At 69.8% G+C, this 25,941-nt stretch carries 25 protein-coding genes; 8 read left to right on the forward strand and 17 right to left on the reverse strand.

Annotated elements, in window-relative coordinates; translation table 11 throughout:
* Positions 1-328: 328 nt before the first annotated feature.
* The 8 genes from QH470_RS02475 to QH470_RS02510 all read right to left on the reverse strand — a co-directional run bounded on the left by QH470_RS02475 (position 329) and on the right by QH470_RS02510 (position 10,779).
* Positions 329-1,309, reverse strand: a complete 981-nt coding sequence (locus QH470_RS02475; RefSeq protein WP_280270597.1) for a DUF8176 domain-containing protein — start codon at positions 1,307-1,309, stop codon at positions 329-331.
* Positions 1,296-2,633, reverse strand: a complete 1,338-nt coding sequence (locus QH470_RS02480; protein WP_280270598.1) for a hypothetical protein — start codon at positions 2,631-2,633, stop codon at positions 1,296-1,298. Before QH470_RS02480 ends, QH470_RS02475 begins: the two co-directional genes overlap by 14 nt.
* Complete coding sequence (locus tag QH470_RS02485; RefSeq protein WP_280270599.1) at positions 2,630-2,953, reverse strand: hypothetical protein; 324 nt, start codon at positions 2,951-2,953, stop codon at positions 2,630-2,632. The genes QH470_RS02480 and QH470_RS02485 overlap by 4 nt, the downstream gene beginning before the upstream one ends.
* Positions 2,954-3,117: 164 nt before the next feature.
* Positions 3,118-4,485 (reverse strand): phosphoglucosamine mutase, encoded by a 1,368-nt coding sequence (gene glmM / locus QH470_RS02490; protein ID WP_280270600.1) that lies wholly within the window; start codon positions 4,483-4,485, stop codon positions 3,118-3,120.
* A gap of 187 nt (positions 4,486-4,672) precedes the next feature.
* Complete coding sequence (gene rpsI / locus QH470_RS02495; RefSeq protein WP_280270601.1) at positions 4,673-5,176, reverse strand: 30S ribosomal protein S9; 504 nt, start codon at positions 5,174-5,176, stop codon at positions 4,673-4,675.
* Positions 5,173-5,616 carry a 50S ribosomal protein L13 gene (gene rplM, locus QH470_RS02500; protein ID WP_280270602.1) on the reverse strand — a complete coding sequence of 148 codons (444 nt, stop codon included), beginning with the start codon at positions 5,614-5,616 and terminating at the stop codon, positions 5,173-5,175. The genes rpsI and rplM overlap by 4 nt, the downstream gene beginning before the upstream one ends.
* Before the next feature lie 371 nt (positions 5,617-5,987).
* On the reverse strand, positions 5,988-8,075 hold the full coding sequence (locus QH470_RS02505; RefSeq protein WP_280270603.1) for a hypothetical protein: 2,088 nt from the start codon (positions 8,073-8,075) through the stop codon (positions 5,988-5,990).
* Positions 8,076-8,154: 79 nt separating this feature from the next.
* Positions 8,155-10,779 carry an FHA domain-containing protein gene (locus QH470_RS02510; RefSeq protein WP_280270604.1) on the reverse strand — a complete coding sequence of 875 codons (2,625 nt, stop codon included), beginning with the start codon at positions 10,777-10,779 and terminating at the stop codon, positions 8,155-8,157.
* A 113-nt stretch (positions 10,780-10,892) separates the two neighbouring features.
* Here QH470_RS02510 and QH470_RS02515 point away from each other — a divergent pair, with 113 nt between their 5' ends.
* From QH470_RS02515 to QH470_RS02545, 7 genes are all read left to right on the forward strand, one after another.
* Positions 10,893-12,338 carry a neutral zinc metallopeptidase gene (locus tag QH470_RS02515; RefSeq protein ID WP_400181248.1) on the forward strand — a complete coding sequence of 482 codons (1,446 nt, stop codon included), beginning with the start codon at positions 10,893-10,895 and terminating at the stop codon, positions 12,336-12,338.
* Between the two features lie 108 nt (positions 12,339-12,446).
* Positions 12,447-12,659: a hypothetical protein gene (locus QH470_RS02520; protein ID WP_280270605.1), complete on the forward strand. Its 213-nt coding sequence runs from the start codon at positions 12,447-12,449 to the stop codon at positions 12,657-12,659.
* A gap of 123 nt (positions 12,660-12,782) precedes the next feature.
* Positions 12,783-13,070, forward strand: a complete 288-nt coding sequence (locus QH470_RS02525; protein ID WP_280270606.1) for a DUF3311 domain-containing protein — start codon at positions 12,783-12,785, stop codon at positions 13,068-13,070.
* Positions 13,067-14,542: a sodium:solute symporter family protein gene (locus QH470_RS02530; RefSeq protein WP_280270607.1), complete on the forward strand. Its 1,476-nt coding sequence runs from the start codon at positions 13,067-13,069 to the stop codon at positions 14,540-14,542. Before QH470_RS02525 ends, QH470_RS02530 begins: the two co-directional genes overlap by 4 nt.
* Before the next feature lie 54 nt (positions 14,543-14,596).
* Entirely contained in the window at positions 14,597-15,559 is a 963-nt protein-coding gene (locus QH470_RS02535; protein ID WP_280270608.1) for a DNA polymerase domain-containing protein, read from the forward strand.
* Positions 15,560-15,675: 116 nt separating this feature from the next.
* Positions 15,676-15,891 (forward strand): hypothetical protein, encoded by a 216-nt coding sequence (locus QH470_RS02540; RefSeq protein WP_280270609.1) that lies wholly within the window; start codon positions 15,676-15,678, stop codon positions 15,889-15,891.
* A gap of 450 nt (positions 15,892-16,341) precedes the next feature.
* Entirely contained in the window at positions 16,342-17,508 is a 1,167-nt protein-coding gene (locus QH470_RS02545; RefSeq protein ID WP_400182981.1) for a glycosyltransferase family 4 protein, read from the forward strand.
* Positions 17,509-17,777: 269 nt separating this feature from the next.
* Here the strand turns inward: QH470_RS02545 and QH470_RS02550 are convergent, their stop codons facing one another.
* The gene (locus tag QH470_RS02550; RefSeq protein WP_280270610.1) at positions 17,778-18,815 is read right to left on the reverse strand and encodes an AraC family transcriptional regulator; all 1,038 of its coding nucleotides are present in this window, start codon (positions 18,813-18,815) and stop codon (positions 17,778-17,780) included.
* A gap of 140 nt (positions 18,816-18,955) precedes the next feature.
* Between QH470_RS02550 and QH470_RS02555 the strand changes: the two genes are divergently transcribed.
* Positions 18,956-19,141, forward strand: coding sequence for a hypothetical protein (locus QH470_RS02555; RefSeq protein ID WP_425302582.1), 186 nt, complete (start codon positions 18,956-18,958; stop codon positions 19,139-19,141).
* Here the strand turns inward: QH470_RS02555 and QH470_RS02560 are convergent, their stop codons facing one another.
* From QH470_RS02560 to QH470_RS02595, 8 genes are all read right to left on the reverse strand, one after another.
* Complete coding sequence (locus tag QH470_RS02560; protein WP_280270611.1) at positions 19,142-19,936, reverse strand: aldose epimerase family protein; 795 nt, start codon at positions 19,934-19,936, stop codon at positions 19,142-19,144. It abuts the gene before it with no gap.
* 176 nt (positions 19,937-20,112) lie between these two features.
* A complete protein-coding gene (locus tag QH470_RS02565) occupies positions 20,113-20,706 on the reverse strand; it encodes a TetR/AcrR family transcriptional regulator (protein ID WP_280270612.1) in 594 nt (197 codons plus the stop codon).
* Positions 20,696-21,121, reverse strand: coding sequence for a hypothetical protein (locus QH470_RS02570; RefSeq protein WP_280270613.1), 426 nt, complete (start codon positions 21,119-21,121; stop codon positions 20,696-20,698). Before QH470_RS02570 ends, QH470_RS02565 begins: the two co-directional genes overlap by 11 nt.
* Complete coding sequence (locus QH470_RS02575; RefSeq protein WP_280270614.1) at positions 21,121-21,426, reverse strand: hypothetical protein; 306 nt, start codon at positions 21,424-21,426, stop codon at positions 21,121-21,123. Before QH470_RS02575 ends, QH470_RS02570 begins: the two co-directional genes overlap by 1 nt.
* Before the next feature lie 215 nt (positions 21,427-21,641).
* Entirely contained in the window at positions 21,642-22,742 is a 1,101-nt protein-coding gene (gene sepX, locus QH470_RS02580) for a divisome protein SepX/GlpR (protein WP_280270615.1), read from the reverse strand.
* Positions 22,743-22,977: 235 nt separating this feature from the next.
* Positions 22,978-23,628: a GNAT family N-acetyltransferase gene (locus tag QH470_RS02585; protein ID WP_280270616.1), complete on the reverse strand. Its 651-nt coding sequence runs from the start codon at positions 23,626-23,628 to the stop codon at positions 22,978-22,980.
* Positions 23,629-23,637: 9 nt separating this feature from the next.
* Positions 23,638-24,891, reverse strand: coding sequence for a molybdotransferase-like divisome protein Glp (gene glp, locus QH470_RS02590; RefSeq protein ID WP_280270617.1), 1,254 nt, complete (start codon positions 24,889-24,891; stop codon positions 23,638-23,640).
* A gap of 64 nt (positions 24,892-24,955) precedes the next feature.
* Complete coding sequence (locus QH470_RS02595) at positions 24,956-25,903, reverse strand: UTP--glucose-1-phosphate uridylyltransferase (protein WP_280270618.1); 948 nt, start codon at positions 25,901-25,903, stop codon at positions 24,956-24,958.
* Positions 25,904-25,941 lie beyond the last annotated feature (38 nt).

Genomic DNA, 25,941 nt, shown 5'->3' on the forward strand with positions numbered 1-25,941 from the left:
CCGGGGAACGGTCCAGGGCGTCGACCCGCTCGGCGCGCCGGGGGCGGTTGGCCGCGGACACGCCCCCGCCCCCCACCCCCAACCCGACCTGTGGCCAAGCGCGGGGGGGGGGGCCGCTGAAGAAGCGGGGGTTTAATGGGGGGTTTGGGGCCCGAAACCCCCCCCGCGCCGCAACCGACATCCAGGACGTGACGACACGGTCGTGGCAGCTGCCGAATGAGCAGCCGGTGATAGAAGGCGTTGTGGCTCCAGGCGAATGCGGTCACGCGCCCCAGAATGCCAGCCGTGACTCTCGGCGAGTCAGCCCGTCACGACCACACGCCGCGGCTCACCCCGCGTGAATGGCGCTGATCAAGGTGCGGTTGGCGACGGTCTCGGTGATGACCGTCTGGGTGAACGACTTCGGCGCCTCGTCGGGCGTCTGCTGGGTCAGCCGGACCTCCCACTGGCCCTCCTCCCCGGACCGGGTGATCTGCACGCAGTAGCGGGTGCCGACGGGGATCTGGTTGATGCCGCGCTGAATCTGTTCCGCCGCGGGCACAGTCGCGTCGTCGGCGACGACGGCGCGGGCCGCGAAACCGGAACGCTGCACGTAATAGGCGCGTTCGAAGGCGAGGATGGCGTCGGGTCCGTTGCCGGTGCCGCCCGGGTCGGTGCCGGACACCACGTCTGCGGTACGCCGCTGCTCACAGCCGTCCGCGGCGAAGGTCGCGGGCTGGCCGGTGGAGGGCACGGGCGCGGCCGGTGCGGCGGCCGAACGGGTCGGCACACCCTGCGCGGCGGCCGTGGTGCGGGCGGCGGTGGTCGGCGTCCGATCCCGGGCGGTGTGGATGACCGTCAGCACGATCGCCACCACGACCACGCCGAGCCCCAGCATGATCAGCGCGGCAACCACCTTGTCGCGGCGGCGATTGTCCGCCTGCTGCCGCCTTCGCGGATGCCGCAGCCGCGGACCGGGATTGCCGCCCGACCGATCGACGAGCGCCGGAACCAAGGGGGGCCGATCCTCGGCGAGAGGCTCCTCACCCCACGATTCGGACGGCTCGGACGGCGTCACCACAACACTCGGCTCCCGTTGCGGCGGCGCGGAATCCAGCCACTGCTCCCATTCACCCGACTGATAGGAAGGACCGTCGGTCATGGGTAGCGCCTCGGGGACGTCGGGTGGCGGCGGTCGGCGACGCCGCGCGCCACGACGCCCGGGACGGCGTCGCTTCGGCCGGCGGGCCGGCATTCGCACCATCGGCAGCCCCAGCTCGAACGGGTTGCCGTCGTCCGGGTGCGGTGCGCCGGGATCAGATCGTGTCATCGCCGAAGTCGCCGATGACGGCCGCCGGGACCGTCTCCTCGACCCGCGCCGGAACGGTCACCCCCAGCTGGCCCTCGCCGCGCGGCTTGTGGTCCTGATCGCCGGACGCGGGCGGCGGCAACGCGAGCCCGCCGGTCGCGCCGGGAACATGCTCGGGCGCGGCGGGTTTCGGCGCGGGGGCCGACGCCTGCGGGACCGGGTCGCTCGGCGGGATGACCGGGGAGGGCATCGGGGCGGGCTTGGGCTCCGACTTCTCCGGCGCGGCGGGCGCGGCCGGAGTGTTCTGCGACGGCGGGATGACGGCGCCGCCCGGCGCGGCGCCCGACGGCGTGGACTGTTGTCCCGAATGCCCGGAGCCGCCGCCGAAGTCGAACAGCTTGCTCGACCCGTTGCTGCCGCTCGAGGTGGTGCTGTCGGCCGCGTCGGGGTTGATGGCCTCGGTGATCGCCTTGTCGGCCGAGGCCGCGACGGTGTCCATGGCGTGCGTGCCGACCTCGGCGATCTTGTCGATCAGATGCGTGCCGATATCGACACCGGCGTTGATCGCCGTGGTGCCGATCTGCACGCCCGCGGAGATGAGCTGCTGCTGCAACTGCATCTGCGCGGCCAGCGCCGGATCCATCGGCTGCCCCGGCGGCTGGCCGGGCACGGCCGAGTACTGCGGGGGCATCGTCGAGGACTGGCCGGGCGCCGACCAGCCCTGCGTCTGGGTGCCGTAGTTCTGCGCCATGCCGGACGGCGCGCTCACCGTCAGCGGACCCATCTCGTCCAGGCGGCGGCTGTGATCGTTCATCTCGGTGCGCGCCGCGGTGACCGTGCCGATGGCGTCGCGCAGCGCCTGGGTGGCACGGGTGATCACGGCATCGGTGTCGGGGGCCGAGTTGGCGTTGTCCAGGATGACGCGGGCGTCGCGGCGGAAGTCGTCGATGATCACGTCGACCCGCTTCGCCGCCCGGGAACTCGTGGACTGCGCGTCCGACAGCACGGCCAGATAGGCCGGGCCGCGATCGGAGATGTCGCCTATCTCGGTCTGCGTGGTGCGCAGCGCCGGGACCGCGGCATCGGAGGTCTGGCCGACCATGCTGGACTCGATGGCGTGCAGGCCGTCGCGGTGCGGGGTTTCGGTCTCGGCGGCCTGGGCCGAGGCGTTGGACAGCGCGGCGGCGATCGTCGCGTCGGGGACGGGGACGCCGGTGCCGAGCGAAGCCCGCAGCGCCAGCATCGGTTCCACCAGCCTCGCGATGATCGGCGGGTCGCCGGCGGGGGTGGCGGTGGACGCGGGGGTGGCGGCGGGTTCGGTCGGCCGGTTCCGCAGGCGCCTCATGGCAGGGACTCCCCGGTCCGGGTGATGGCCGCGGCCGCCTCGGCGTCGCCGCCCTGGACCGAGGTGTCGAATCCGCGCAGCACCTGGCCGTAGGCGGAGACCAGCTGGCCCGCCGTCGACAATGCTTGCGCGTGCTCGGAGACCGCCGCGGTGAACCGGGCCGCGAAATCAGCGCCCAGCATGCCCAGGTCGGCCGACAGCTTCTCCTGGTTCACGGCGCCCTCCGCGACGGCCGCCGCCGACGCCAGTTGTTGCGACACCGTATCCGCGATGGTGGTGTAGGCGGCCATTGCCGCCGGATCGAGCTTCAGCGTGTTCACTGTTCCCCCTCACGGAAACCCAAGCTTTCGCTGCCGCATCAGGATTCGACGTCCACCATACGTGGCGGCACCGGGCCTTGCTTCCCGATCCCTCCGACGGCTACCGGACGTTCAGTCGAGATTAACGCCTCACCGCAGCTCACGCACTCTTTCGCCGACTTCCCTCAGATGGCGGCCACGCGCTTGGCAAGATCGTCGGCGAGTTCGCGGGCACGGTCGGGATCGGTGGCCTCGACCATCACGCGAACCAGCTGCTCGGTTCCGCTGGGCCGCAGCAGGACTCGCCCGGACTCGCCGAGGATGCGTTCGGCCTCGGTGACGGCGTCGCGGATCTCGGGGGCCGCGGCGACGGCGGCGCGGTCCGACACGGGCACGTTGATCAGCACCTGCGGCACCGTCCGCACCAGGCTCGCGAGGTCGTCGAGGCCGCGACCGGTCTCGGCCATGCGGGCCATCAGCTTCAGGCCCGTCAGCACGCCGTCGCCGGTGGTGCCGAACTTCGGGAAGACCACGTGCCCGGACTGCTCGCCGCCGAGGGTGTAGCCGCCGCGGCGCAGTTCCTCCAGCACATACCGGTCGCCGACGGCGGTGGTACGCACCGTGATTCTGGCCTCGCGCAGCGCGAGGTGCAGGCCGAGGTTGCTCATCACGGTCGCGACCAGGGTGTCGTGGGCGAGTTCGCCGGCCTCGTGCATCGCCACCGCGAGGATCGCCATGATGGCGTCGCCGTCGACCACCGCGCCCGCGGCGTCGACGGCCAGGCAGCGGTCGGCGTCGCCGTCGTGCGCCAGGCCCAGGTCGGCGCCGTGCTCGCGGACCGCGCGCTGGACCTGGTCCAGATGGGTGGAGCCGCAGCGGTCGTTGATGTTGAGGCCGTTCGGTTCGGCGTTGATCGCGACGACCCGCGCGCCCGCCTCGCGGTAGGCCGCCGGTCCCACGTCCGAGGCCGCGCCGTGCGCGCAGTCCACCACGACCGTCAGCCCGCTGAGGTCGCGGCCGGTCGCCTCCACCAAATGCTCGACATAGCGTTCGTGGGTGCCGTGCAGGCTGTAGTGGTCGTCCACGTGGCCGTCGATGCCGGACTGGCTCAGTATCCGGCCCAGCCCCGCACCCGTCGGGCGCACGAAGGCGCGTTCGCGCACCAGTTCCTCGATGCGGTCCTCCACGGCGTCGTCGAGCTTGCGACCGCCCGCGGCGAAGATCTTGATGCCGTTGTCGGGCATCGGATTGTGCGAAGCGGAGATCATCACGCCCAGGCACGCGTCGTACGTGGCGGTGAGGTAGGCGACGGCCGGTGTCGGCAGCACCCCGACCGAGAGCACGTCCACCCCGGCGGCGGTCAGGCCCGCGGTGACCGCGGCCTCGAGCATCTCGCCGCTGGCGCGCGGGTCGCGGCCGACCACCGCCACCGCGCGGCGCTTACCGCGCCCGAGAACCTGTGCCGCCGCGGCCGAAACATGTAGCGCCAGTTCCGGACTCAACGACTCGTTGGCAAGCCCGCGGACTCCGTCGGTGCCGAACAAACGTCCCATTCCCTCGCCCCTTGTGTCTGATCGCGGTGCCCGGCCGCGGTCTTGGTTGCGCGTCCGCGGGAACCTCCATAGTCACGCAGGCTGCCCGTCCGCGTGGCCGATTACGAAGTGCCGCGGCTGGATACAGCACGAGAGCAGGCGCCCGGACGGGGCGCCTGCTCTCGTACGAAGGCCGCACGCCGCAAGATCAGCGCTTCGAGTACTGCGGAGCCTTGCGGGCCTTCTTCAGGCCGTACTTCTTGCGCTCGGTGGCACGCGGGTCACGGGTCAGGAAGCCCGCCCGCTTCAGGGCCGGACGGTCGTCCGGGGTGACCTCGATCAGGGCGCGGGCAATCGCCAGCCGCAGGGCGCCGGCCTGACCCGACGGGCCGCCGCCGACCAGGCGGGCGAACACGTCGAAGTTCTCGGTGCGCTCGACGGTGACCAGCGGGGACTTCACCAGCTGCTGATGCACCTTGTTCGGGAAATAGTCCTCGATGGTGCGGCCGTTCAGCACGAAGTTGCCGGAGCCGGGCACCAGGCGGACGCGGACCACGGCCTCCTTGCGGCGGCCGACGGTCTGCACCGGGCGGTCGATCAGGGCCGGGGCGACGGTGGCCTCGAAGGGCTCCTCGTAGCCGGCGCCGTCCTCGACGACCTCGGCCGGGGCCTCCTCGACGTACTCTTCGTTGAATTCCTCAGGAGCGGTCACTGGGCCACCTGCTTGATCTCGAACGGAACGGGCTGCTGGGCCGCGTGCGGGTGCGACGAGCCGGCGTAGACCTTCAGCTTGCGGGCGATCTGGTTGCCCAGCTTGTTCTTCGGGATCATGCCCTTGATGGCACGCTCCACGACACGCTCGGGACGGGTCTCCATCAGCTGACGGACAGACCGGGTCTTCAGACCGCCCGGGAACCCGGAGTGGGTGTGGATGAACTTGCGGTCGGCCTTGTTGCCGGCGATCGCAATCTTGTCGGCGTTGATGATGATGACGAAATCGCCACCATCGACGTTCGGCGCGTAGGTCGGCTTGGTCTTGCCCCGCAGCAGATTCGCTGCCTGCACGGCAAGGCGGCCGAGCACTACGTCAGTGGCGTCGATGACGTACCACTGCCGGGTCACGTCACCCGCCTTCGGGCTGTACGTAGGCACAGTGCTTCCCTGTCTGTCGTCGTGTTCTGCCGGCCAGGCGAGCGGTCGGGTGATCCCGGCGGCCAGTGGAGACCCGGGGCCCGTCGGACGACGCGAGAATTCCGCGACGTACCGCACGCCAACGGGCAACGATACCAGCAGGCCCATCGGCCCCTGAAATCGGTCGCGAAGGCCGTTCGACCGGCACGGACGTACCGGGCGGCGACTGCCACAGCCCGAATGTGCCCTCGCCCCGGTGGCCGAATATTCGGCGTTCCGGACATGAGGCACTGGATCGGTAGCAGCGCCGCTCCTCCCTGCCCGCGCCGCAGCTGTCCTTCCGGCCGGAGTGTTCCCGGCGTGCCCACAGCTGTGCCCGGCGTGCCCGCCGCTCAGATGTGCATGGGCGGGCCCGGGTCGATGGTGCCGCGGGGTGTGGGGATCGTGTAGCGGAGGTTGTGCACGCCGAGGCGTGGGCAGTCGTCGGAGTTGCGGGCCTGGTTCGTGCCGTGTGACCGGTCCTGCGGCGTGAATGCGCAGAGGGGCGCGGAGTCGAGGACCGGGCGGGCGGAGTGGTCGGCCGCGCCGCCGGGGTGCAGGAGGAATGCGGCCAATGCCACCACGCCGACGATCGTCGGGGCGCCGAACGGGTTGTCCTTGACCTTGCGCGAGCGCTTGCCGTGCTCCGGCTCGTCGCCGGGTTCGGCGTCCGGAGCGGGCTGGGTTCCGCTCGGGCGTTCGGCTTCGGCCTGGTCGTCGGCCGGACGACGGCCGAGGACCGTGGTCAGCTGGTCGTCGGGCGGGATCTCCGGCGGCCGGGTGAAGCGGCTGCCGGTCTCGTTGAGCGCGGTCTGGTCGCGCGTGATGCGGGTGGTCTGCTCGTGGTCGGGTTCGCGGGCGGCGTGGCGGCCGTGCCGCGGCGGCGAATCCGCTTCCCGCGCAATCGTGTCCGACCCGCGACGGGACGATGCCACGACGGGACCGACATGCCGAATACCCTGGTCGACCGGGCGGCCACCCGCGTGGCGCACCTGATCGGTCGGGGTGCGCAGGCTGTGCCGCCCGCCCCCCTCGACCGGAGCCGCCATCATGGGCGCGGCCGACGTGAGCCCGGATTGTGCCCCCGCAGAACCGAAATGCTGGGTCGGCCCCGCCCCCGGTCCCCCGCTGGGCATGCCGGGCGTCGCCTGTCCAGCCGAGCCCGGCCCGGAGTTCCCCGGGTCCACCCCGGATTCCCCCGACGCCGGACGCCCGGCCCCCGGCTGTCCGATGTCCTGCCCCGCACCACGCGCGCCGGGCGCCGTGGCCCCCGACCCGGACGACGCCCCCCCGAGCGGCGATCCCGATGCGGGACCCGACCCGAACGACGGTTCTCCGAGCGGCGACCCAGACGACGAACCTCCGAGCCGCGATCCGGGCGTTGCGGGACCCGAGCCAGAGGCACCCGGCCCCGACGACGGGCCCCCACGTGGAGATGCCGATGTGGCGGGACCTGGGTCTCCGGGCGACGGCCCCGACGAGGCCGAGCCGGTCGACGGGCCTCCGGGCTGCGAGCCCGGGGTGGCGGGACCCGAGGCCGGGTTTGCCGGGCGCGCAACGGGTCCCGAGGCGGGATGTGGGTGGTCCGGTTCCTCGTCGGCATATTCGCTGTCGGTGACGAGCAGGTGAGCCGCGCCCAGCGCCAGCGCGTGCATCGGATGATCCGCGACGCGCAGCCGGTGACCCAGGTGGTTCTGGAACGCCAGCCGCAGCGCGTCGTTGAAACACACGTTTCCGGTGAGGAGCACGGTCGAGGTGTCGGCGCCGATGGAGCGGGCCGCGGCCATCACCTCGATCACCACGTTGTCGGCGGACTGGGCGTCGCGCATGGCGTCGGGGGCGATCGGCACGCCGACCGACTCGGTGGGCTGCTCGTCGTCGCCGTGCACCGCGACCACCAGGCAGATCCGGCCGTCGGAGTACACGCCGGTGGCCCCGTTACCGCCGCGACCGGCCTCGGGCGGACGGACCAGGCCGAGTGCCCGCACGTATCCCGACAGCGCCACCGATTCCGGTAGCGGTTCGATTGCCACATCCAGCATTTCGACGACCCGGCAGTACTCGTCGATCTTCTCGTCGGGCCAGTCGTCCGGGTAGGGCAGCGCCACGACCTGCGGCTTGCCGCGCACGTGCTTACCGATCGCGGCCAGCGGGTTGTAGAGGCGGGCGCGGAACACCAGCTCCACCGGCCAGGTCGCACCCGCGATCCGGATCTGCCGATGGCCGAGCACGTCGCGCACATCGGAGATGGCGATGCCCAGGTCGGGACGCTGCCGCTCGGCGCCTGCCGTGTGCAGTCGGCCCGACGCGTCCGCCAGCAGATACGCGGGCGGCGTGTATGTGCCTTCCACCTGGACCGGGCGGATCGGTGTGCCACCGCCGCCTGCGGCCACGGACACCACATCCCAGCCGAGATGCATTGCCCCAACTCGAGCCGTCACATGCATAAGTGTGCCTGCTGCGCTGCCGACACGCTCGGGGCAGGGCAGGATTCCCACACTGAGCTGCGGGTTCGCTGAATCATGCCGAGGTCTTCCGCAGGCGCAGCCGCCACCACGTCAGCACCGACAGCACGGCCGTGATCACCAGCAGCATGCCGATGTCGAGCAGCCAGAAGCCGGCCTTGTGCTGCCAGATCGCGTCCGGCTGGGCGTTCGCGAACAGATAGCGGAGATCGACCGTCGCGGCTCCCGAGGCGAAACCCCAGCGCGACGGGAAGATATAGGAGAGCTGCTCCAGCACGATGCGGTCGGTCACCGGGATCATGCCGCCGGCCATCACCAGCTGGCACATGATCATCACGACCAGCAGCGGCATCACCTGTTCGTTGGACTTCGCGACCGTGGACAGCAGCAGCCCGATGACGACGCACGCCACCGCCGTGAACGCCAGATCGAAATACAACTCCACGCTGCCCGACGGGATGAGCGCGCCCTTGCCGGGCGGGTTCTTGCCCGCCAGCACGATCCCCACCAGCACCGCCGACTGCAACAGCGCGGCGATACCGAAGATGGCGACCTTCGCCAGTAGATACGCCGACGGCAGCAGCCCCACCGCGCGCTCGCGGAAGAAGATGGGACGCTCGCCGACCAGGTCGCGCACGGTCAGCGTCGAGCCCATGAAGCAGGCGCCGAGAATGAGCACCACCAGCAACTGCTGGGTCTCACCGCCGCCGTCGAGGACGAACGTGCCGTCCGGCAGCGGCACCGGCACGCCGGGCGCAAAGCCGTTCTCGCCCGGGACCACCAGCGACAGGATGCCCAGCACGAACGGCAGCACCACCAGGAACGCCAGATAGCCGCGATCGGCCAGAATCAGCCGCACCTGCCGCCGCGACAGTGTCGAGAACTGTTTCCAGCCACTGGATTTCGGAGGCTGCCCACCGCCGCCGCGCGGTGCGACCGGGGGTGGCGGCGGAGTCGCGGCGGCCTGCCGGGACCGGTAGTGCGCGAAGGCCCGGTCCGGGTCGGCGGCGACCCGCGCGAAGATATCCGCCCAGTCGCTGGTGCCCAGGAAGTCGCCGACGGTCGCGGGATGCCCGCAGAACGCCGTCTTACCGCCGGGCGCCAGCAGCAGCACCTGATCGCACATGTCGAGACACGCGACCGAGTGCGTGACGACGATGACCGTGCGTCCGGCGTCGGCCAGCTCGCGCAGCATGGTCATCACCTGACGGTCCAGCGCCGGGTCCAGGCCGGAGGTGGGCTCGTCGAGCAGCAGCAGCGCCGGACCGGTCAGCAGTTCGAGAGCGACCGAGGCACGCTTGCGCTGACCGCCGGACAGCTTGTCGACGCGGGTGTCGGCGTGCTCGGTGAGCGAAAGCTCCTTCAGCACACCGTCGATGACCTGCTGGCGGTCGGCCTTGCTGGAGTCGGGCGGCAGGCGCAGTTCGGCGGCGAAACCGAGGGCCTGACGGACGGTGAGCTGGCGGTGCAGCACGTCGTCCTGCGGCACCATGCCGATTCGGCTGCGCATGGCCTCGTACTCGGCGTGCAGGTTGCGGCCCTCGAAGGTGACCACACCCGCGGACGGATGTGTCGATCCCGCAATGAGTTTCGACAGCGTGGACTTGCCCGCGCCGGAGGGCCCGATGAGCGCGGTCAGAGTGCCGCGCCCGGCCTGCATGTTCACGTCGATCAGCAGTTGCTTGTTGCCCTCGACGGTGAATCCGACGCCGTGCACGTGCAGGCCCTGCTCGGTGACGGGCTTCTTGCGGTGCTTGAGGGCCCCCTCCTGCACCACGAAGTCGACGTTGCCGATGGTGACGATGTCGCGCTCGCGCAGCGCCACCCGCTGTTCGCGACGGCCGTTGACGAAGGTGCCGTTGGCCGAGCCGACGTCCTCGAGGACCAGGCCCTCGGCGCCCTTGACCAGGCGGGCGTGCCGGCGCGAGGCCAGCGGATCGTTGACGACGATCTGGTTGTCGCTGGTGCGGCCGATGGTCAAGCCGCCGGCGGGGATTCGGTCGGCGCGGGCGATCGGCGCGGTGGACGCGCGGGCGCGCACCGGCGGCAGCGCGGAGGTATCGGCCTTGGTCGTCATGTTGACGTTGGGCATGTTGGCGCTCGGACCCAACGGGACCGACTGCCGGGGTTGGGAATTCGGGCGCTGCGGCGGCGTGCGATCGCGCCCGTGCGGCGGCGATTGCGGGCGCTGCGGCGGACCACCCTGGGGACGCTGCGGCGGCTGTTGCGGGCGCTGCGGCGCGGGAGGCCGCTGGCCCGGCGGCGGCTGCTGACGATGTCCGCCGGGCGGAGTCTGCCCGCGCGGATGCCCGTCCGCCGCGGCCTGCCCCCGGGACGGCGCGGGACGCTGCGGCGGCGCCTGCCGCGCGGCATCGGGCACCAGATGCAGCAGTGGACCGGTGACCGCGTCCCCCAGCCGCACGAGCGTCGGCCGCTCGATCGGCACCGGCCCGTCCAACCGCTGCGCGTCCACGAACACGCCGTTGGTACTTCCGTTATCGCTGAGTATCCAGGTACTACCCTGCCAAGTCAGTGTCGCGTGCACACGGGAAACCAGCGGGCTGTCGACGAACAGCAGTACCTCCGGCGCGCGGCCCACGGTGACGTGCTGAGTGGAGTCGAAGACCCGATCGGTTCCCTCATGGCGCACGGTGATCTTTTGCGCCCCCGGTGATGACATGTGCCGGATCCTATGCGATGACCCGGACATCGGTGAGGCCCGAAGCTGCCCTCGATTACTCTGTACCGGCGACCGCGACCGAGACGTGACCTGCCCCGGGGAGGGAGTGAAGGGTGGCAAGACGCCTAGCCATCACGGCGCTTGCCGTATCGGCCCTGGCAGCCATGGTGCTCACGGGCTGCACGATGACCGTCGACGGCCGGGCGGTGTCGATCTACGACGACCCGTTCAAGGTCGCCGGACTCCCCACCACCGACGGCCCCAGCGGCCCCCGCGAGGGTGTGCCCGACACCCCGATGTCCGCGGTCGGCGGCGACCGTGGCGAGATCGACAAGCTGGCGCTCAACGCCATCGACGACATCCAAACCTATTGGCAGGGTGAGTATCACAAGGAATTCCAGGGTGACTTCGCGCCGGTCGGCAAGTTCTACTCGTGGAACGCCAAGGACCCGAAGTCGCAGGAGACCCAGTTCTGTAAGGAGAGCACCTACCACTTGGTGAACGCGGCCTACTGCCGGCTGGACAACTCCGTCGGCTGGGACCGCGGCGTGCTGCTGCCGATGATGCAGGAGAGCTTCGGGAAGATGGCGGTGGTCATGGTGCTGGCGCACGAGTACGGGCACGCCATCCAGACCATGTCGCGCATCGTCGGCGCCAAGGATCCGGTGATCGTCAAGGAGCAGCAGGCCGACTGTTTCGCCGGAGCGTTCATGCGGCATGTGGCCGAAGGCAACGCGACCCACTTCACCATCAACACCTCCGAGGGACTGAACAACGTTCTCGCCGCGACGGTCGCGATCCGCGACGCCAACCCGGAAGACCCGGAGGCCGTGCACGGCTCCGCGTTCGAGCGGGTGACCGCCGTCCAGATCGGCTTCACCGACGGCCCCAAGGGCTGCAAGGCGATCGACATGAAGGACATCAACCAGCGCCGCAAGAACCTGCCCCAGTCGTTCGAGAGCGACCCCAACCACGGCGAGATGAAGATCACCAAGGCCAGCCTGATCGAGCTGAGCAAGGCGATGGCGGCCATCATGCCCGTCCCCTCCGAGCCCGCCTACGACTACCACGGCGCGACGCTGAACTGCCGCAACGGCGCCGACACCGCACCGGTCACCTACTGCCCGGCGACGAATACGATCGGCACCGACGTGCCCGCCCTCGCCGAGCGCGGCCTCGCGAATACCGCACAGCACGACGGCTTCCCGGCCCGCGTCGGCGGTGACTACAACGCCTACGTGGTGTTCGTGTCCCGCTACGCGCTGGCGGTGCAGAACAACGCGCACCAGGCACTGACCGGCGCGAAGACCGGTCTGCGCGCGGCCTGCCTGGCCGGGGTCATCACGGCGAAGCTCGGCGACCAGAACCGCGATCCCGCCGACGGCGACATCACCCTGTCCCCAGGCGATCTCGACAAGGCCGTCTCCGGCCTGCTCAGCGACGGACTCGCCGCCAGCGATGTGGAGGGCAATACCGTCCGCAGCGGTTTCGCCCGGGTCGACGCCTTCCGCGCCGGTGTCCTCGGCAACCGCCAGACCTGTCAGTCCCGATACTCCTGAGCCGGTCTCCGACCGTATTCGGAGGCAGAAGGAACCGAACCGGCCTCTCATGCATCCAATGCATACGGGGGGCATTCGTCCCCTTCGCGTGATGAAGGAGATCGAACGATGAAACGCACTACCACCATGGCCCTCGCCGTGACCGGATTCGCCCTCGCCACAGCGATGTCCGGCGCCGCGATCGCGTCGGCCGAGCCCGCGCCGCCGACCAAGGGCGTCTTCTGTTTCCACGACGACCAGAGCAAGACCGTGCCCATGTACCACCCGCTGGACAAGGTCTGCCCGCCGGGAACACGGCCCGCGCCGGGCTGGCGCAACTGACCTGAGGCTGCGGTCGTCGGTGCCCGATGGAGGGGATGGCACCGGCGGCGCAGTACGGTTCGGAACAGCCTGTGAACGAAGGTGCTCGGACGATACCCGGACCCGTGAGAGGCGGCACGAACCATGCCCGAACCCACCTCGGACGTCCCCGACCGCTCGTATCCGCTGCGGCGGCGTGGGCGAGTGCTGTGGTTGCTGGCGCTGCCCGTATCGCTGTACTGCCTGGCGCCGTTCGTGGCGAACCGGATCGAGCCGCGGGTATTCGGGATTCCGTTCCTGATCTGCTACCTGCTGGTAGTGACGGTGTCGACCGGTCCGATCGTCGGGCTGGTGGCCCGGTTCGATCCCGCCTATCGCGAGGGGGCCGCGGAATTCGTTCCGGCCGACGATGATTCGCGGGACCCGGCATGACGTCGGATGCGGCTGTGGCGGTCACGCTGTTCGGTGTGGCGATGGTGGCGACGGTCGCGATCGGGGTGCTGTCAGGGCGCGGGCGCGAACGGTCGATGGCCGAGTGGTCGGTGTCCGGGCGCGCGCTCGGCACGTTGTTCGTGCTGCTGCTCATGGCGGGCGAGTCGTACACGAGCTTCTCGTTCCTCGGGGCCGCCGGTTGGTCGTACCGGTACGGCGTCCCGATCTTCTATTTGATCGCCTATCTGAGCAGCGGATTGGTGGTCGCCTACTTCGTCGCGCCGCTGCTGTGGACCTACTGCGCCCGCCATCGGCTGGTCTCGATCGCCGACATCGCCGAGCACCGGTTCGGCTCTCGTCGGCTCGGCATCGTGGTGGCCGTCGTCTGCACCGTCTTCCTGATTCCCTACGTGCAGTTGCAGATTCAGGGCATGGGCGTGGTGGTGAACGCCATGTCCTACGGCGCGGTGGATCTGAAGGTGGCCGCCGTCGTGTCGTTCGTCGTGGCCGAGGCGTTCATTCTCGCGTCGGGGTTGCGCGGGTCGGCCTGGGTGAGCGTCCTCAAGGACGGGCTGGCGGTGCTGTCGGTGCTGTTCCTGGCGATCTATGTGCCCTGGCACTACTTCGACGGTCCGGCCGAGTTACTCGATCGCCTGGTCGCGGAGAAACCGCAGTGGCTGACGTTCCCCGGCGCGGGCGGCGGCACCTTCGGCGCGGGCTGGTTCGTCTCCACGATCCTGCTCAACGTGGCGACCATCTGCATCTTCCCGACCACAGTCGCGGGCTATCTGTCGGCCGCCGGCCCGACGCCGCTGCGCCGCAATTCCATCCTGCTGCCGTGGTACCAACTGCTACTGGTCATTCCGATGCTGATCGGCGCGGCCGCGCTGTTCGTGGCGCCCGGACTGACGAACCCGGACCTGGCACTGTTCGAACTGGTCACCGACGCGCTGCCATCGGCGGTGGTGGCGGTCATCGGCATCGCGGGCGCGCTGTCGGCCATCGTGCCGATGAGCGTCTTCCTCATTTCCCTCGGGACGCTGTGGGGCCGCACCATTCTCGGCGGCGGCCTGCACGGGACCCGCCGCGCCGACGGCGTCACCGATCGCGGGCAGCGCGGGCGCTCCCAGCTGATCTGTTTCGTCGTGGGCCTGCTCGCGCTGGCCGGCGCGCTGATCTATCCGAAGGCCCTGGTGAACCTGTCGGTGCTGTCCTACGAGGGCATCGCGCAGCTGGTGCCCGCCGTGCTGCTCGGGCTGTACTGGCGGCGGCTCACCACCGCGGGCGCGACCACGGGACTGCTGACCGGTACCGCGATCGTGCTGGTCCTGCACGCCCTCGGCCGCGACCCACTGGCCGGGATCAACGGCGGTCTCATCGCCCTGGCCGCCAATCTCGCCGTCGCCGCCGCGGTCTCGACGGCGACCGGCTCCACGCGCGTGACCGGTGACGCCGTGCCGACCACGCGCTGAGCCGAGGCCTGCCGGACAGTTGACCGGGCCCGCGCCGCGGGGCATGGTTGGGCGATGAGCGGCGAGGAGACACGCCAGGGCGTGACGCTGACCAATCTCGACAAGCCGCTGTTCGACGGCGCCGACGCCACCAAACGCGACCTCGTCGACTACCTCGAGTTCGTCGGCGACCGCATGGTCCGCGGGTTGCGCGAGCGGCCCCTGTCGGTGGTGCGCATCCGCCCCGGGCAGGAACCGTTCATGCAGAAGAACCTGCCCAAGTACACCCCGGAGTGGATGGCCCGGGTGACCATCTGGGCGGAGAGTTCGCGCCGCGAGGTTACCTACGCACTCTGCGACGACGTCCGCACGCTGCTGTGGTTCGGCAATCAGCGCGCCATCGAATACCACCCCACCCTGCTGCTCGCCGATCACAGCACCGGCCCGACCCATCTGGTCCTGGACCTGGATCCGCCGCCCGGCGAGCATTTTCGCCAGGCCGTGCGTGCCGCCGAACTGATCCGCGCGGCCTTGCACGCCGACGGCCTGGCCGGAGCGGTGAAGACCAGCGGCGCCAAGGGCCTGCACGTCTTCGTCCCGATCGCGGCGGGCACCGGCATCGAGGACGCCGCCGCGGCCACGCGGGCCGTCGCCGCCCGTGCCGAACGTCTCGACGCCGACCTCGCGACCACCGCGTTCATCCGGGAAGACCGGGGCGGCAAGGTGTTCCTGGACTCGACCCGATCCGGCGGCACGACCGTGGTAGCCGCGTACAGCCCGCGGGTGCGGCCGGGCGCCCCCGTCTCCTTCCCGCTCTCGTGGTCCGAACTCGACGGAATCAGCCCCGGCGACTTCACGATCCGCACGGCGGCGGCCGCCCTCGGCGATCGTGACCCGTGGCGCGACGAGATGCCGCCGCCTCAGACACTGCCGGCCGACCTGATCGAGGAGGGTCACACCATCCCGATCGCCCGCGTGCAGGCCATGCACGAGGGCAAGCGCCGGGCCCGCGCCCGCCGCGCCGCCACCGACTCCTGAACACCCTTCGCCACGACGGCACGAAGCCGGAACCGGTCCGGCGACCAGTTTGTATCGACCGCAAATAAAAACCTGCGTTACGGTTTGTCTGACAATTTACTGGGTAATTGCCAAGCATGCGCGAGCATCGCCCGCCGGAACCGGCGGAGCGCAACCACGAGGAGCGCGGCATGTTCGATATTGCTCACCGTCGAGCCCTGCTCGATCAGGACACGCAACGCATCATCCGCCCGTCCCGCGACGGCGATCCCGACCAATTGCGCATTGCCGAAGAATTCTACGCAGAACCGGCTGTTACCACATCCGACACGGCCGAGAAGTTTCGCACTTAGCGCCGCCGATCCGATGTGATGTCCACCGAATTTATCGGAATGAAAGCCTATATTCTAAAATGCCGACCGTTTTCCGCGGTCGGTAGTTCTCGATTGTCTGAAACTTATTGATTCACGACGACCGGAGGGCAGTGCGGTGAATGCTGAGGTACCTCGAAGCCTGCAGCACAGCTCGTGAACGAATCAGAACAGCCCGCACACCGCGCCGAAGCCGACCTCTGGCTGGCGCAATATCGCGATTGCGGCTGTGAACCCGTGGGACTGACGCCGGAAAAAGCTAGATTCGTGCGAACGGTGCACGCCGGCCATGGTCCCGGATGTCAGTTGTACCTCGCCGCCGCGGCTTATCTGAGCCAGGCGGTCGAGGCGCCGACCGAGCCGACCACGCCATCCGGACGAGACTCGGTCATCACTCCACACCATCGAGGAGGAAGCACCATGAGCAGTACCCTGTCCGGCACCGATTCGATTCTCGATCAGCTGCGCGGATCCGGCTCACCACTGCATGTCGTGATGGTCGCGCCGCCGTACTTCGAGGTCCCACCGGCCGGCTACGGCGGCGTCGAGGCTGTGGTCGCACAGCTCGCCGACGCGCTCGTCGACTGCGGGCATCGAGTCACTCTGCTCGGAGCAGGGCGCCCCGGGACCAAGGCGGATTTCGTGCCCGTATGGGACGACATTCTTTCCGACCGGCTCGGCGAACCTTTCCCGGAGGTCCTCAACGCCCTCAAGGTGCGACGCATCGTCACCGAGATCGCGCAAAAGGAGCGAGTGGACATCGTGCACGACCACACCTTTGCGGGGCCGTTGAACGCACCGATGTACAAGGAACTCGGCATTCCGACCGTGGTGACCGTGCACGGCCCGGTCGACGGCGACCCGGGCGAATATTATCGGGCACTCGGTGACACGGCCCATCTGGTCGCCATCAGCGATCGGCAGCGCGGCCTGGCCACCGAGCTGAATTGGCTCGGGCGGGTGTACAACTCGATCCGGCCGAGCGAGTTCCCATTCCAGGCGAAAAAGCAGGACTTCGCATTGTTCCTGGGTCGCTACGCGCCTTACAAGGGCCCGGATCTGGCGTTGGAGGCGGCTCATGCCGCCGGAGTTCCACTGGTCTTGGCGGCGAAGATGAACGAGCCCCCGGAAAAGGCCTATTTCGAGCGATCGGTGCGTCCGTTGTTGACGGCTCGCGATCTGGTATTCGGCGAGGCAGACTCGGTTGCCAAGAAGCTGCTGCTTTCTCAGGCACGCTGCTTGCTGTTCCCGATTCGCTGGGAAGAACCCTTCGGAATCGTCATGATCGAGGCGATGGTTTGCGGCACTCCCGTGGTGGCGCTCCGCGGCGGAGCGGTCGAGGAGGTGGTCGAGCACGGCGTCACCGGCATCATCTGTGACGACCCTGCCGAGTTGCCTGCCGCGATCGCCGCGTCGGCCGAACTCGACCCGGCGGCGTGCCGGCGTCGCGTGATGGAGCGCTTCGCCAGCGAGCACCTCGGCGCCGGCTACGAGGCGGTCTACTACGCCGCCCTCGAATCGGCGGAGCTGCCGCGGATCCCGGCCCTCGCGGCCGGGCGGCGGTCCGGCCGCACGCTGTCGGTCGCCAGCAACAGCTGACCGGTCGAGTGCTACGACACTCCACAGCACCATGCGCCCGGGTCGGATTCGACCCGGGCGCGCCATCGCGTACGGCTCGATAAACGGACATTCAGGGCGCGAGACAGCTCTTTCGACAGCTGTCCGAACACAGTGGCTCAGACACCTGTGTTCGCTCACAAGAATTGCCTGCGGACTATTGTGGTGAAGATATTTTTTCTTCAACTATCAGTCGACTGGTATTGCTCGGATTTCCCCCGGCCGCGGTCCTGGAAAAATCCCGGCGAAATCTACTTACGTAATACCGATTGCCGGTACGCCCGCGGCGACATGCCGCGCCAGCGGGTGAAGGCGTGGGTGAAGTTCGCGGTCTCGGCGTAGCCCAGGCGGCGAGCCACATCCTCCACCGTCGCGGAGGTGCGCAGCAGCTCGGCCGCCTTGATCTCGCGGACGTTGTTGAGCAGGCCGCGGAAGGTGGCGCCTTCCTCGGCCAGTCGGCGCCGGAGGGTGCGCACGGTGACGTGCAACTCCGCGGCAATCTCGACCATCGACGGCATTCCGTCCGGGTCGCTCAGCAGTCGTTCGCGCACCTTCGCCGTGAGGCGCCAGCTCGACCCGAGCAAGTGCCGCAGCGCTTCGCGGCACTGCCGCTCGATGGCCGAGGCGGTGCGCGAATCCGCTTGTGGCATAGGGTGGTCCAGGAAGGAGCGGGGCAGTCTCACGAGATTGCGGGGACGCTCGAAGACGATCGGGTGACGGTCGAACGGCGTGAGCCCGGCCAGCTCGTCACCGCGCTCGGCCGACATCTGCATCTCGACGCCCAGGACCGGGATATCGACATCCAGCAACTCGCCGGCCATGAAGATGAACGCCACTTCGCGCTCGATGAAGAAGTCCCGCACATCCGCGGGGACCGTAGCGCCGTCGACCACGATCGCGACCTCGTCACCGCGGTCCTCCAGCGAATAGCGCGCCGCGACGGAGACGAGGTCCTGGTAGCGAACCGTGATCGAGAGGACGTCGCCGATCGTCGGGCTGACCAGCGCCGCCAGGCCGACCATGCCGCCCTTGCCGATGGTGGCGTGCCGAGCGGTCTGCACGCCCAGACCGGGCGCGTCGCCGAGGTGCCCGAGCAGATTCCGGGCAACATCGAATTCCTGATCCGGCCAGATTTGCGCATTCTCGTCGTCGAGGTCGGCGACGCCTATTCCGGTACCCGCCAATAACAATGTTTCGTCCAGACCGTGCGCCTGTCCGACACTGACCATCATCCGCACGCTGACGCTGCTGTGAGGTAGCACGCCGGGCGGTACACCAAACGAAACCACTGTCCGAAATTACCAACAATCCGTCCCGTCGGCACATTCTTTCGAACGGAATCGCTGAATAGTCTCGACGACACCGGCGTTGCGGTCCCCCGGGCACGGCGCGCCGATGGGTTTCCGGGATCGAGAAAGAGGCATCCGACGTGGACATGTTCAGTACCTGCTGGATCGAGCCCCTCCAGCTGACGCCGCAGAAGGCCCACGCCATCATGCAGATGCATCTCAACTGCCGCACCGAGGAGTGCCCCCGGCGACGGGCGGCGGTGCGGACCCTCGTCGAGGCCGGACGCCTGGTTCCCGATTCCTCGCGCGCGGTGAGGCGCGGCTGATCAGTCGAGAGCGCGCCACCGCCAGGACATCTCGGCCACCAGCGGCCGCTCCGGCGTGACCGTCCGGGGCTCGGTGTTCAGGCCGTTCGGCGGGCCGGATTGCGGTTCGACACAGACGGTCTCGGCCGGAAGGTCGTAGACCACCACCCACGACAGCGGGCTGGTGATCGTCAGCTCGAGGGTTTCCGGCCAGGTGAGGGTCGCGGTCACGCCCTCGGGCATGGCGAAGCAGTCGTCCCACGGGCCCGGCAGCGGGGCGATGCGGTGGCCGTCGGGCAGATAGTCGGCGCCGCGCCGCTCCTGCCACGCCGGGGTGAATCGGAGTTCGACCGCCTTGCCGTCGGTGTCCAGCGTCCGCCGGAACCAGGGATGCCAGCCGACCTGTGCCGGAAAGGAATCCGCGGCCGATTCGACGCTCATGCGGAAGGTCGCGGAGTCGGCGGCGAGCCGGAAGGACTGCGTCACTCGCCCGGCGAACGGCCACGGCTCGGTAAGTTCCTGCGCGAGAACGGCTTCGGTGCCATCGCTGTCGAGCACCCGCCAGGGCCGATCGCGGACCGTGCCGTGGATGGCGTGTGGTTCGGCGTTGCGGGGCAGGTGGTAGGTGCGCCCGTGCCACGTCAGCACGCCGTCGCGCATGCGCCCGCACCACGGTGCCATGGGGAAGCTGCCGAACCGGGCACCGGTCCGCAGAATGCCGAGGCCGCCGATATCGAGGCTCGCGATCCGGCCGGTGGCGGTGTTCACCACCATCCGCGCGTCGCCGGCGGTCAACTCCAGTTCCGCGTCGGCCATGCCACGCCTCCTCGCCTCGACAGACTCCGATCGTGTCCCGGCCGAACGGTTTCCGATCGGCATCCACAGCATGTCACAGGGCACCGACGGTCCCGCCACAAGATCACCGCAAACCGGTCACGCAGCCCTGCGACACGCCGCGCACGGGTGCCTGCTGTGCCGTGGCGGACGCCGGACTAGCTCGACCAGGCAGCGGTCCAGCGGCGCGCGATGCGGGTGGCGCGGCCCGGGGGCATGCGGTTCGGTTCGGTGAGGACCGCGATGGTGAGACCGTCCAGCAGGCCCAGTAGTTCGGCCGCGGCGTCGGTGGCTTCGCTCGCGCGGGCGGGGTTCACGGCGGTCAGGGCGCGGGCGATGATGTCCTCGGTCTGCTGCCACTGGCCGCGGTGCAGGGCGGCGATTTCCGGGTCGTGGGCGGCGCGGGCGGCCAGGGCGAGCCAGACGCGGGCCAGCGTGTCGTCGCTTTCGGGGGCGATGAGCAGGTCGGTCAGGCGGTGCAGGCGTTCCTCCGGTGGCAGGTCGGCGACGCCGGAGTTCAGGAAGCGGCGGGCCGCCTCGTCTCGCACGTGCTCCCAAACCCGCAGCAGCAGATCGTTCTTCGTCGAGAAGTAGTACTGCACGGTGCCGATCGACACGTTGGCGCGGGCGGCCAGGGTGCGGATGCTGACGCCCTCGATCCCGTCCTCGGCGATCACCTCGGCCAGCCGGTCGAGCAACGCGCGGCGACGGTCGGTGGCCTCGGCGGTCGCCGCCGCCTGCCTAGCGCCCATCGGGCCGACTCCTCTCCCGCCGATTGCGGTCTCGATAGTAGCGCCAGGCCGCCGCGCCGAGTTGCCGCGCCGCCGCGACCGGCTCGCGACGTCCGTCCACGTCGGGCCGCTCGACCACCGCCGCGAAGAACAGCAGCAGCACGCCGATCCCGCCGACACCGAAGTAGACCGTGTCGCCCAGCAGGTTCACGATCATGCGCGCGGACTCGTGCTCGTCGCCGGCCAACGCCGGGCCCACCACACCGAGTTGCAGCCCGCGCAGCGCCTCCGCGAGCAGCCACACCAGGGACCCGGCCGCCAGCGACAGCCCCGCGATCCGGTATCGCCGCGCCAGCCGCAGCCCGAACACCAGCGACCCGACGGCCAGCGCCACGACGGCGACCTCCCCCGCCCCGAACACCACCGATCCCGCCATCACCGCACCTCGACCCGGCGCGGCCGCCGCGCAATCGCGACCAACAGCAACACCCAGGCCCCCGCCAGCAGCAAATTGCGCACACCGCCCCCGAATTCCATCCGCTCGGTGATGCCCTCGGCCCCACCGCCGCCGAACCACATCGCCCGCCCGGTCACCACGCCGACCACAGAACCGCTGCCCGCCACCGCAGCACCCGCAAGCGCGAATCCGAACGCCCCACCCATCCGCCGCCGGTAATACAGCACCAGCGCAGCCCCGACGAGCGGTGCGCACAACCCCACCAACTCAACTACCCGCAGCATAGAAGCTCCTTTCATACGTTCGTATTGCACGATAGGAGCTCGCCAACGCGTGAGTCAATACATTCGTATGAAATACCTGGTAAACCATGCCCTGAACTGCACCGCGTCTGGCTCGACGGAGGTACCCACTCGTGGTGGACCTCCGCCGCACCGAGGACAGTCACGTTGAGCCGGGGGAAACGCCGACCCGCGAATCGGGTACGTAGCGAACTGGCCTATTCGCCTGCGGCGCGCCGGATTTCGCCGCCGGCGGCGCGGTTGCGGGTGGCTCGGGCGGTCGCGGCGTCGAAGGGCTCGAGGTGGTCGAAGGCGGCGTCCTCGTCGTCCACGTCGAGAACCACCGCGCGGCGGCGCAGGACTCGGGCGGCGTCGCGGTCGAGGGCGGCGCTGTCGTCGCGGGCGGGGCGGCCGTCGGTGGCGGGGCGGTCCGGTAATTGACGGCCGCGGGACAGGCGGGCGGCACGGCGGCGGCGGATCTCCTCCTCCATGCGCACCTGGCGGCGGAGGTAGGCGAGGTAGGTGCCGAGCGTCAGGACGGCCAGCGCGCAGCCCCACCACAGCATCGGCGCGACGGCGAACGCGAAACCGCCGAACATCAAGGCGCTCAAGGCCAGACCGAGCGCGGTGCGCTGACGGAAGCGGTAGCGCATCCGGCGAGCCATCGCGTCGGACTCCGGGTCGTAGCCACCGCGGCCACGCCGGGTCGGCACGAAATCCGGGTCGTCCGAATCGAATTCGTCCTCCTCCGGCAGCGCTGCCGGGTCGGCCGCCGCGGGAGCCGGGGGGATGCGCGCCATCGCCGGAGCGGGCTCGGCGGCAGATTCCTTGTCGTACTCCTCGAAGTCCGCGTCGGTCGCCGCGTCGTCGAAGGCGTCGGCCTCCGGGCCCTCGAGATCGGCGCCGGCATGCGGCCCGTCGTCGTCGGTGGCCGAATCATCGGTCACGTCGTCGTCGATCTCGGCCTCGAGAATTTCGCTGTCGGTCTCGGCTGTCGGTTCGGCCGGATCGCGGTCGCGGGCGGTCTCGTCGTCGTGCTCGGTGACGGTCTCATCGGTCGATGTCGTCATCCGATCCTCCGCATCATCGCCGTGGGAAAGCTTTCTGTGCACGCGGGTCGGCACCCAGTCCGGGTCGGATTCGTGCCCGGCGGCCGGGCCCTTCTTCATACGTCGCTTGGTGTCGCCGCGGTGCAGCACCCGGGTGGCCAGCGCGGCATCCGTGGTACGCCGGATGCGCGGGTGCCGGTCGGCGAGCATCGGGAACAGCACGAAGACCCAGAGCACGACAAGGCCGACCCACAAGATCGAATTCGGCATCGCGCTCGCACCTCCGTCCCCGCCCGGCCGTTGTCCCTTCGACGGTTTTCACCTCGTGACCGGCGCAGCGCCCCGTCGGCGCGCCGGTTACACCGCCGCCTGGTCGGGTCACTCCGCCGGCTCCCTTCCGGTAGTGCGGGACGCACCACCGACGTCCGTAGGCTAGTGCCGTGCCACAGGAATATCCCGCAGGCGCGCCGTCCACACCTGTCACAGGGGTAACAGGGGGCGGGGGTTACGGGAGGGTGGCTCGGCCTGTTTTTATCAGCCGGTCTACTACCGTGCCGGTGACTTCTTCGGCGGTCATCGCTACCAGGAGGTGGTCTCGCCAGGAGCCGTCTACGTCCAGGTAGCGGCGGAGTAGGCCTTCTTCTCGGAAGCCCACATTGCGGAGGACTGCTTGGCTGGGGAGGTTCTCGGGACGGACGGTCGCTTCTACTCGGTGCAGGCCAACGGGTCCGAAGCAGTGGTCCAGGCCTAGGGCCAGGGCCGCGGTTGCTACTCCTTGGCCTCCGACATCTTTCGCTACCCAGTAGCCGATCCAGGCCGAACGCAGCGCGCCGCGCACGATGTTACCCACGGTGAGCTGGCCCGCGAAGGCGCCGTCGACCTCGATCACCAGGGGGATCATCGCGCCGCGGCGGGCCTCGGCTTTCAGGCTCGACCACAGGGACGGCCAGTTGGAGGGGTGGTTGCGGGCCTCCCAGGAGCCGCGGCCGGTCGGCTCCCAGGGCTCCAGATGTTCGCGGTCGCGGACCCGGATGCGGGCCCAGGCGGCGGCGTCACGCAGGCGGATCGGGCGCAGGGTGACCCGGCCGGCGGCGACCCGTACGGGGCCGAGATGTGCGGGCCAGCCCGGATGCTGCGCCGCCCGGAACACGTTCATGTCCACATCTCACCCGCGCTGGGCGAGGAAGGCGACCTGAACCTCGTCCCCCGTGCGCACCTCGGTGACATCGGGGTCGAGCACGATCAGGCTGTTCGCCTCGGCGAGCGTGGACAGCAGATGTGAGGATCCGTTGCCGCCGAGCGGCTGCACCAGGTACTCGCTGGTCTGCTCGTCGCGCATGAGCTGCGCCCGCAGATAGCCGCGGCGACCCTGCATCGAGGCGATCGGCATGATGGTGCGCGCCCGCACGACCCGCCGCATCGGATGCCGGCGACCCAGCGCGATCCGGATCAACGGCCGCACCATCACCTCGAAGACCACCAGTGCCCCAACGGGATTCGACGGCAGCAAGAAGGTCGGCACCTCGTCGCGGCCCAGCCTGCCGAAGCCCTGCACCGAGCCGGGATGCATGGCGACCCGGGCGACCTCCAGCTCCCCCAGCCCGGCCAGCGCCTCGCGGATCTGCTCGGAGGCCCAGCCGCCGACCGCACCGGCGATCACCACCACCTCCGAACGAACCAGCTGGCCCTCCACCACATCACGCAACCGGCCCGGATCGGCGCTGACGATGCCGACCCGGTTGACGTCCGCGCCCGCGTCGCGCGCGGCCGCCGCCAGGGCATAGGAGTTCACGTCGTAGACCTGGCCGGGACCGGGCGTGCGATCGATGTCGACCAGCTCGCCGCCGATCGAGATCACCGACAACCGCGGCCGCGGATGCACCAGCACCTTGTCGCGGCCCACCGCGGCCAGCAGCCCCACCTGCGCGGCGCCGATGATCGTCCCGGCCCGCACCGCGATGTCACCGGGCTGCACATCGTCGCCGATGCGGCGCACGTAGTCGCCGGAACGCACCGGCTCGTACACCTTCAACCGGGCGCGCCCGCCGTCGGTGAAATCCAGTGGCAGCACCGCGTCGGCCAAAGTCGGCAGCGGCGCACCGGTGTCGACTCGCACGGTCTGGCGCGGCTGCAACCGGATCGGCTGCCGCGAGCCCGCGGCGACCTCACCGACGACCGGCAGCGACAGATCGATCGGCTGGCCGTCCTCGTCCCGGATATCGGCGCCCGCGCCTTGCACATCGACGCTGCGTACCGCGTAGCCGTCGATGGCCGCCTGGTCGAAACCCGGGAGCGGCCGCTCGGTGACGACGTCCTCGGCGCACAGCAGACCCTGGGCCTCGGAGATCGCGACCCGGACGGGCCGCGGGGCGACGGCCGCCGCGGTCACCTTGATCTGCTGGTCCTCAACCGAGCGCATGCAGCCCTTCCCTCATAGTCCGGCGTCCTGGCGACCCCGCACGACGAGAACCGAGCCGCACCCGTCACTCGGACGAGGTCAGCTGCGGATTCCAGTCGGGAGCGAGCCGGCGCTCCAGCCACTCGCGCAGCGCCGGGCCGTATTCCTCTCGCTCCAAAGCGAAATCGACCGCAGCACGAAGATAACCGCCCGGGTTGCCCAGGTCGTGGCGCGACCCACGGTGCACCACCACATGAACCGGATGACCCTCCGCGATCAGCAGCGAGATGGCGTCGGTGAGCTGCAGTTCGCCACCCGCGCCGGGCTCGATGCGCCGCAGGGCGTCGAAGATCGCGCGATCGAGCAGATAGCGGCCGGCGGCGGCGTAGGTGGACGGCGCCTCGGCCAGCTCGGGCTTCTCGACCATGCCCTTGACACGCAGGACGTTCGGGTTCACCGCGTCGGGCACGGTGGCCACGTCGAAGACGCCGTACGCGCTGACCTGGTCCTTGGGCACGTCGATCGCGCAGAGCACGGTGCCGCCGCGCTTGCGGCGCACCCGGTCCATCACCTCCAGCACACCGCTGGGCAGCACCAGGTCGTCGGGCAGCAGTACCGCGATGGCGTCCTCGTCGGTGTCGAGCACCTGCTCGGCCTGCGCGACGGCATGGCCGAGGCCCAGCGGCTCCTCCTGCACGACCGAGGTCACGTCGAGCAGGCCCGGCGCCTTGCGGACCTTCTCCAGCAGCTGGAACTTGCCCCGCTCGGCGAGCGTGCTCTCGAGCATCAGGTCCTCGACGAAGTGCGCGACCACGCCGTCCTTGCCCGGCGAGGTGACGATCACCAGGCGGGACGCACCGGACTCGGCGGCCTCCGCCGCGACCAGTTCGATGCCGGGAGTGTCCACCACCGGCAGCAGTTCCTTCGGCACGGTCTTGGTCGCGGGCAGGAACCGCGTTCCGAGCCCGGCCGCGGGCACCACCGCGGTGCGGAAACAGGCCTGCGGCGCGTCCGTTCCGGCGTCAGCTGTCATGTCGCACACCCTATCCATCAGATTCGTCGGCCGGACCC

The organism is Nocardia wallacei, assembly GCF_029868745.1.
Taxonomy (GTDB): domain Bacteria; phylum Actinomycetota; class Actinomycetes; order Mycobacteriales; family Mycobacteriaceae; genus Nocardia; species Nocardia wallacei_B.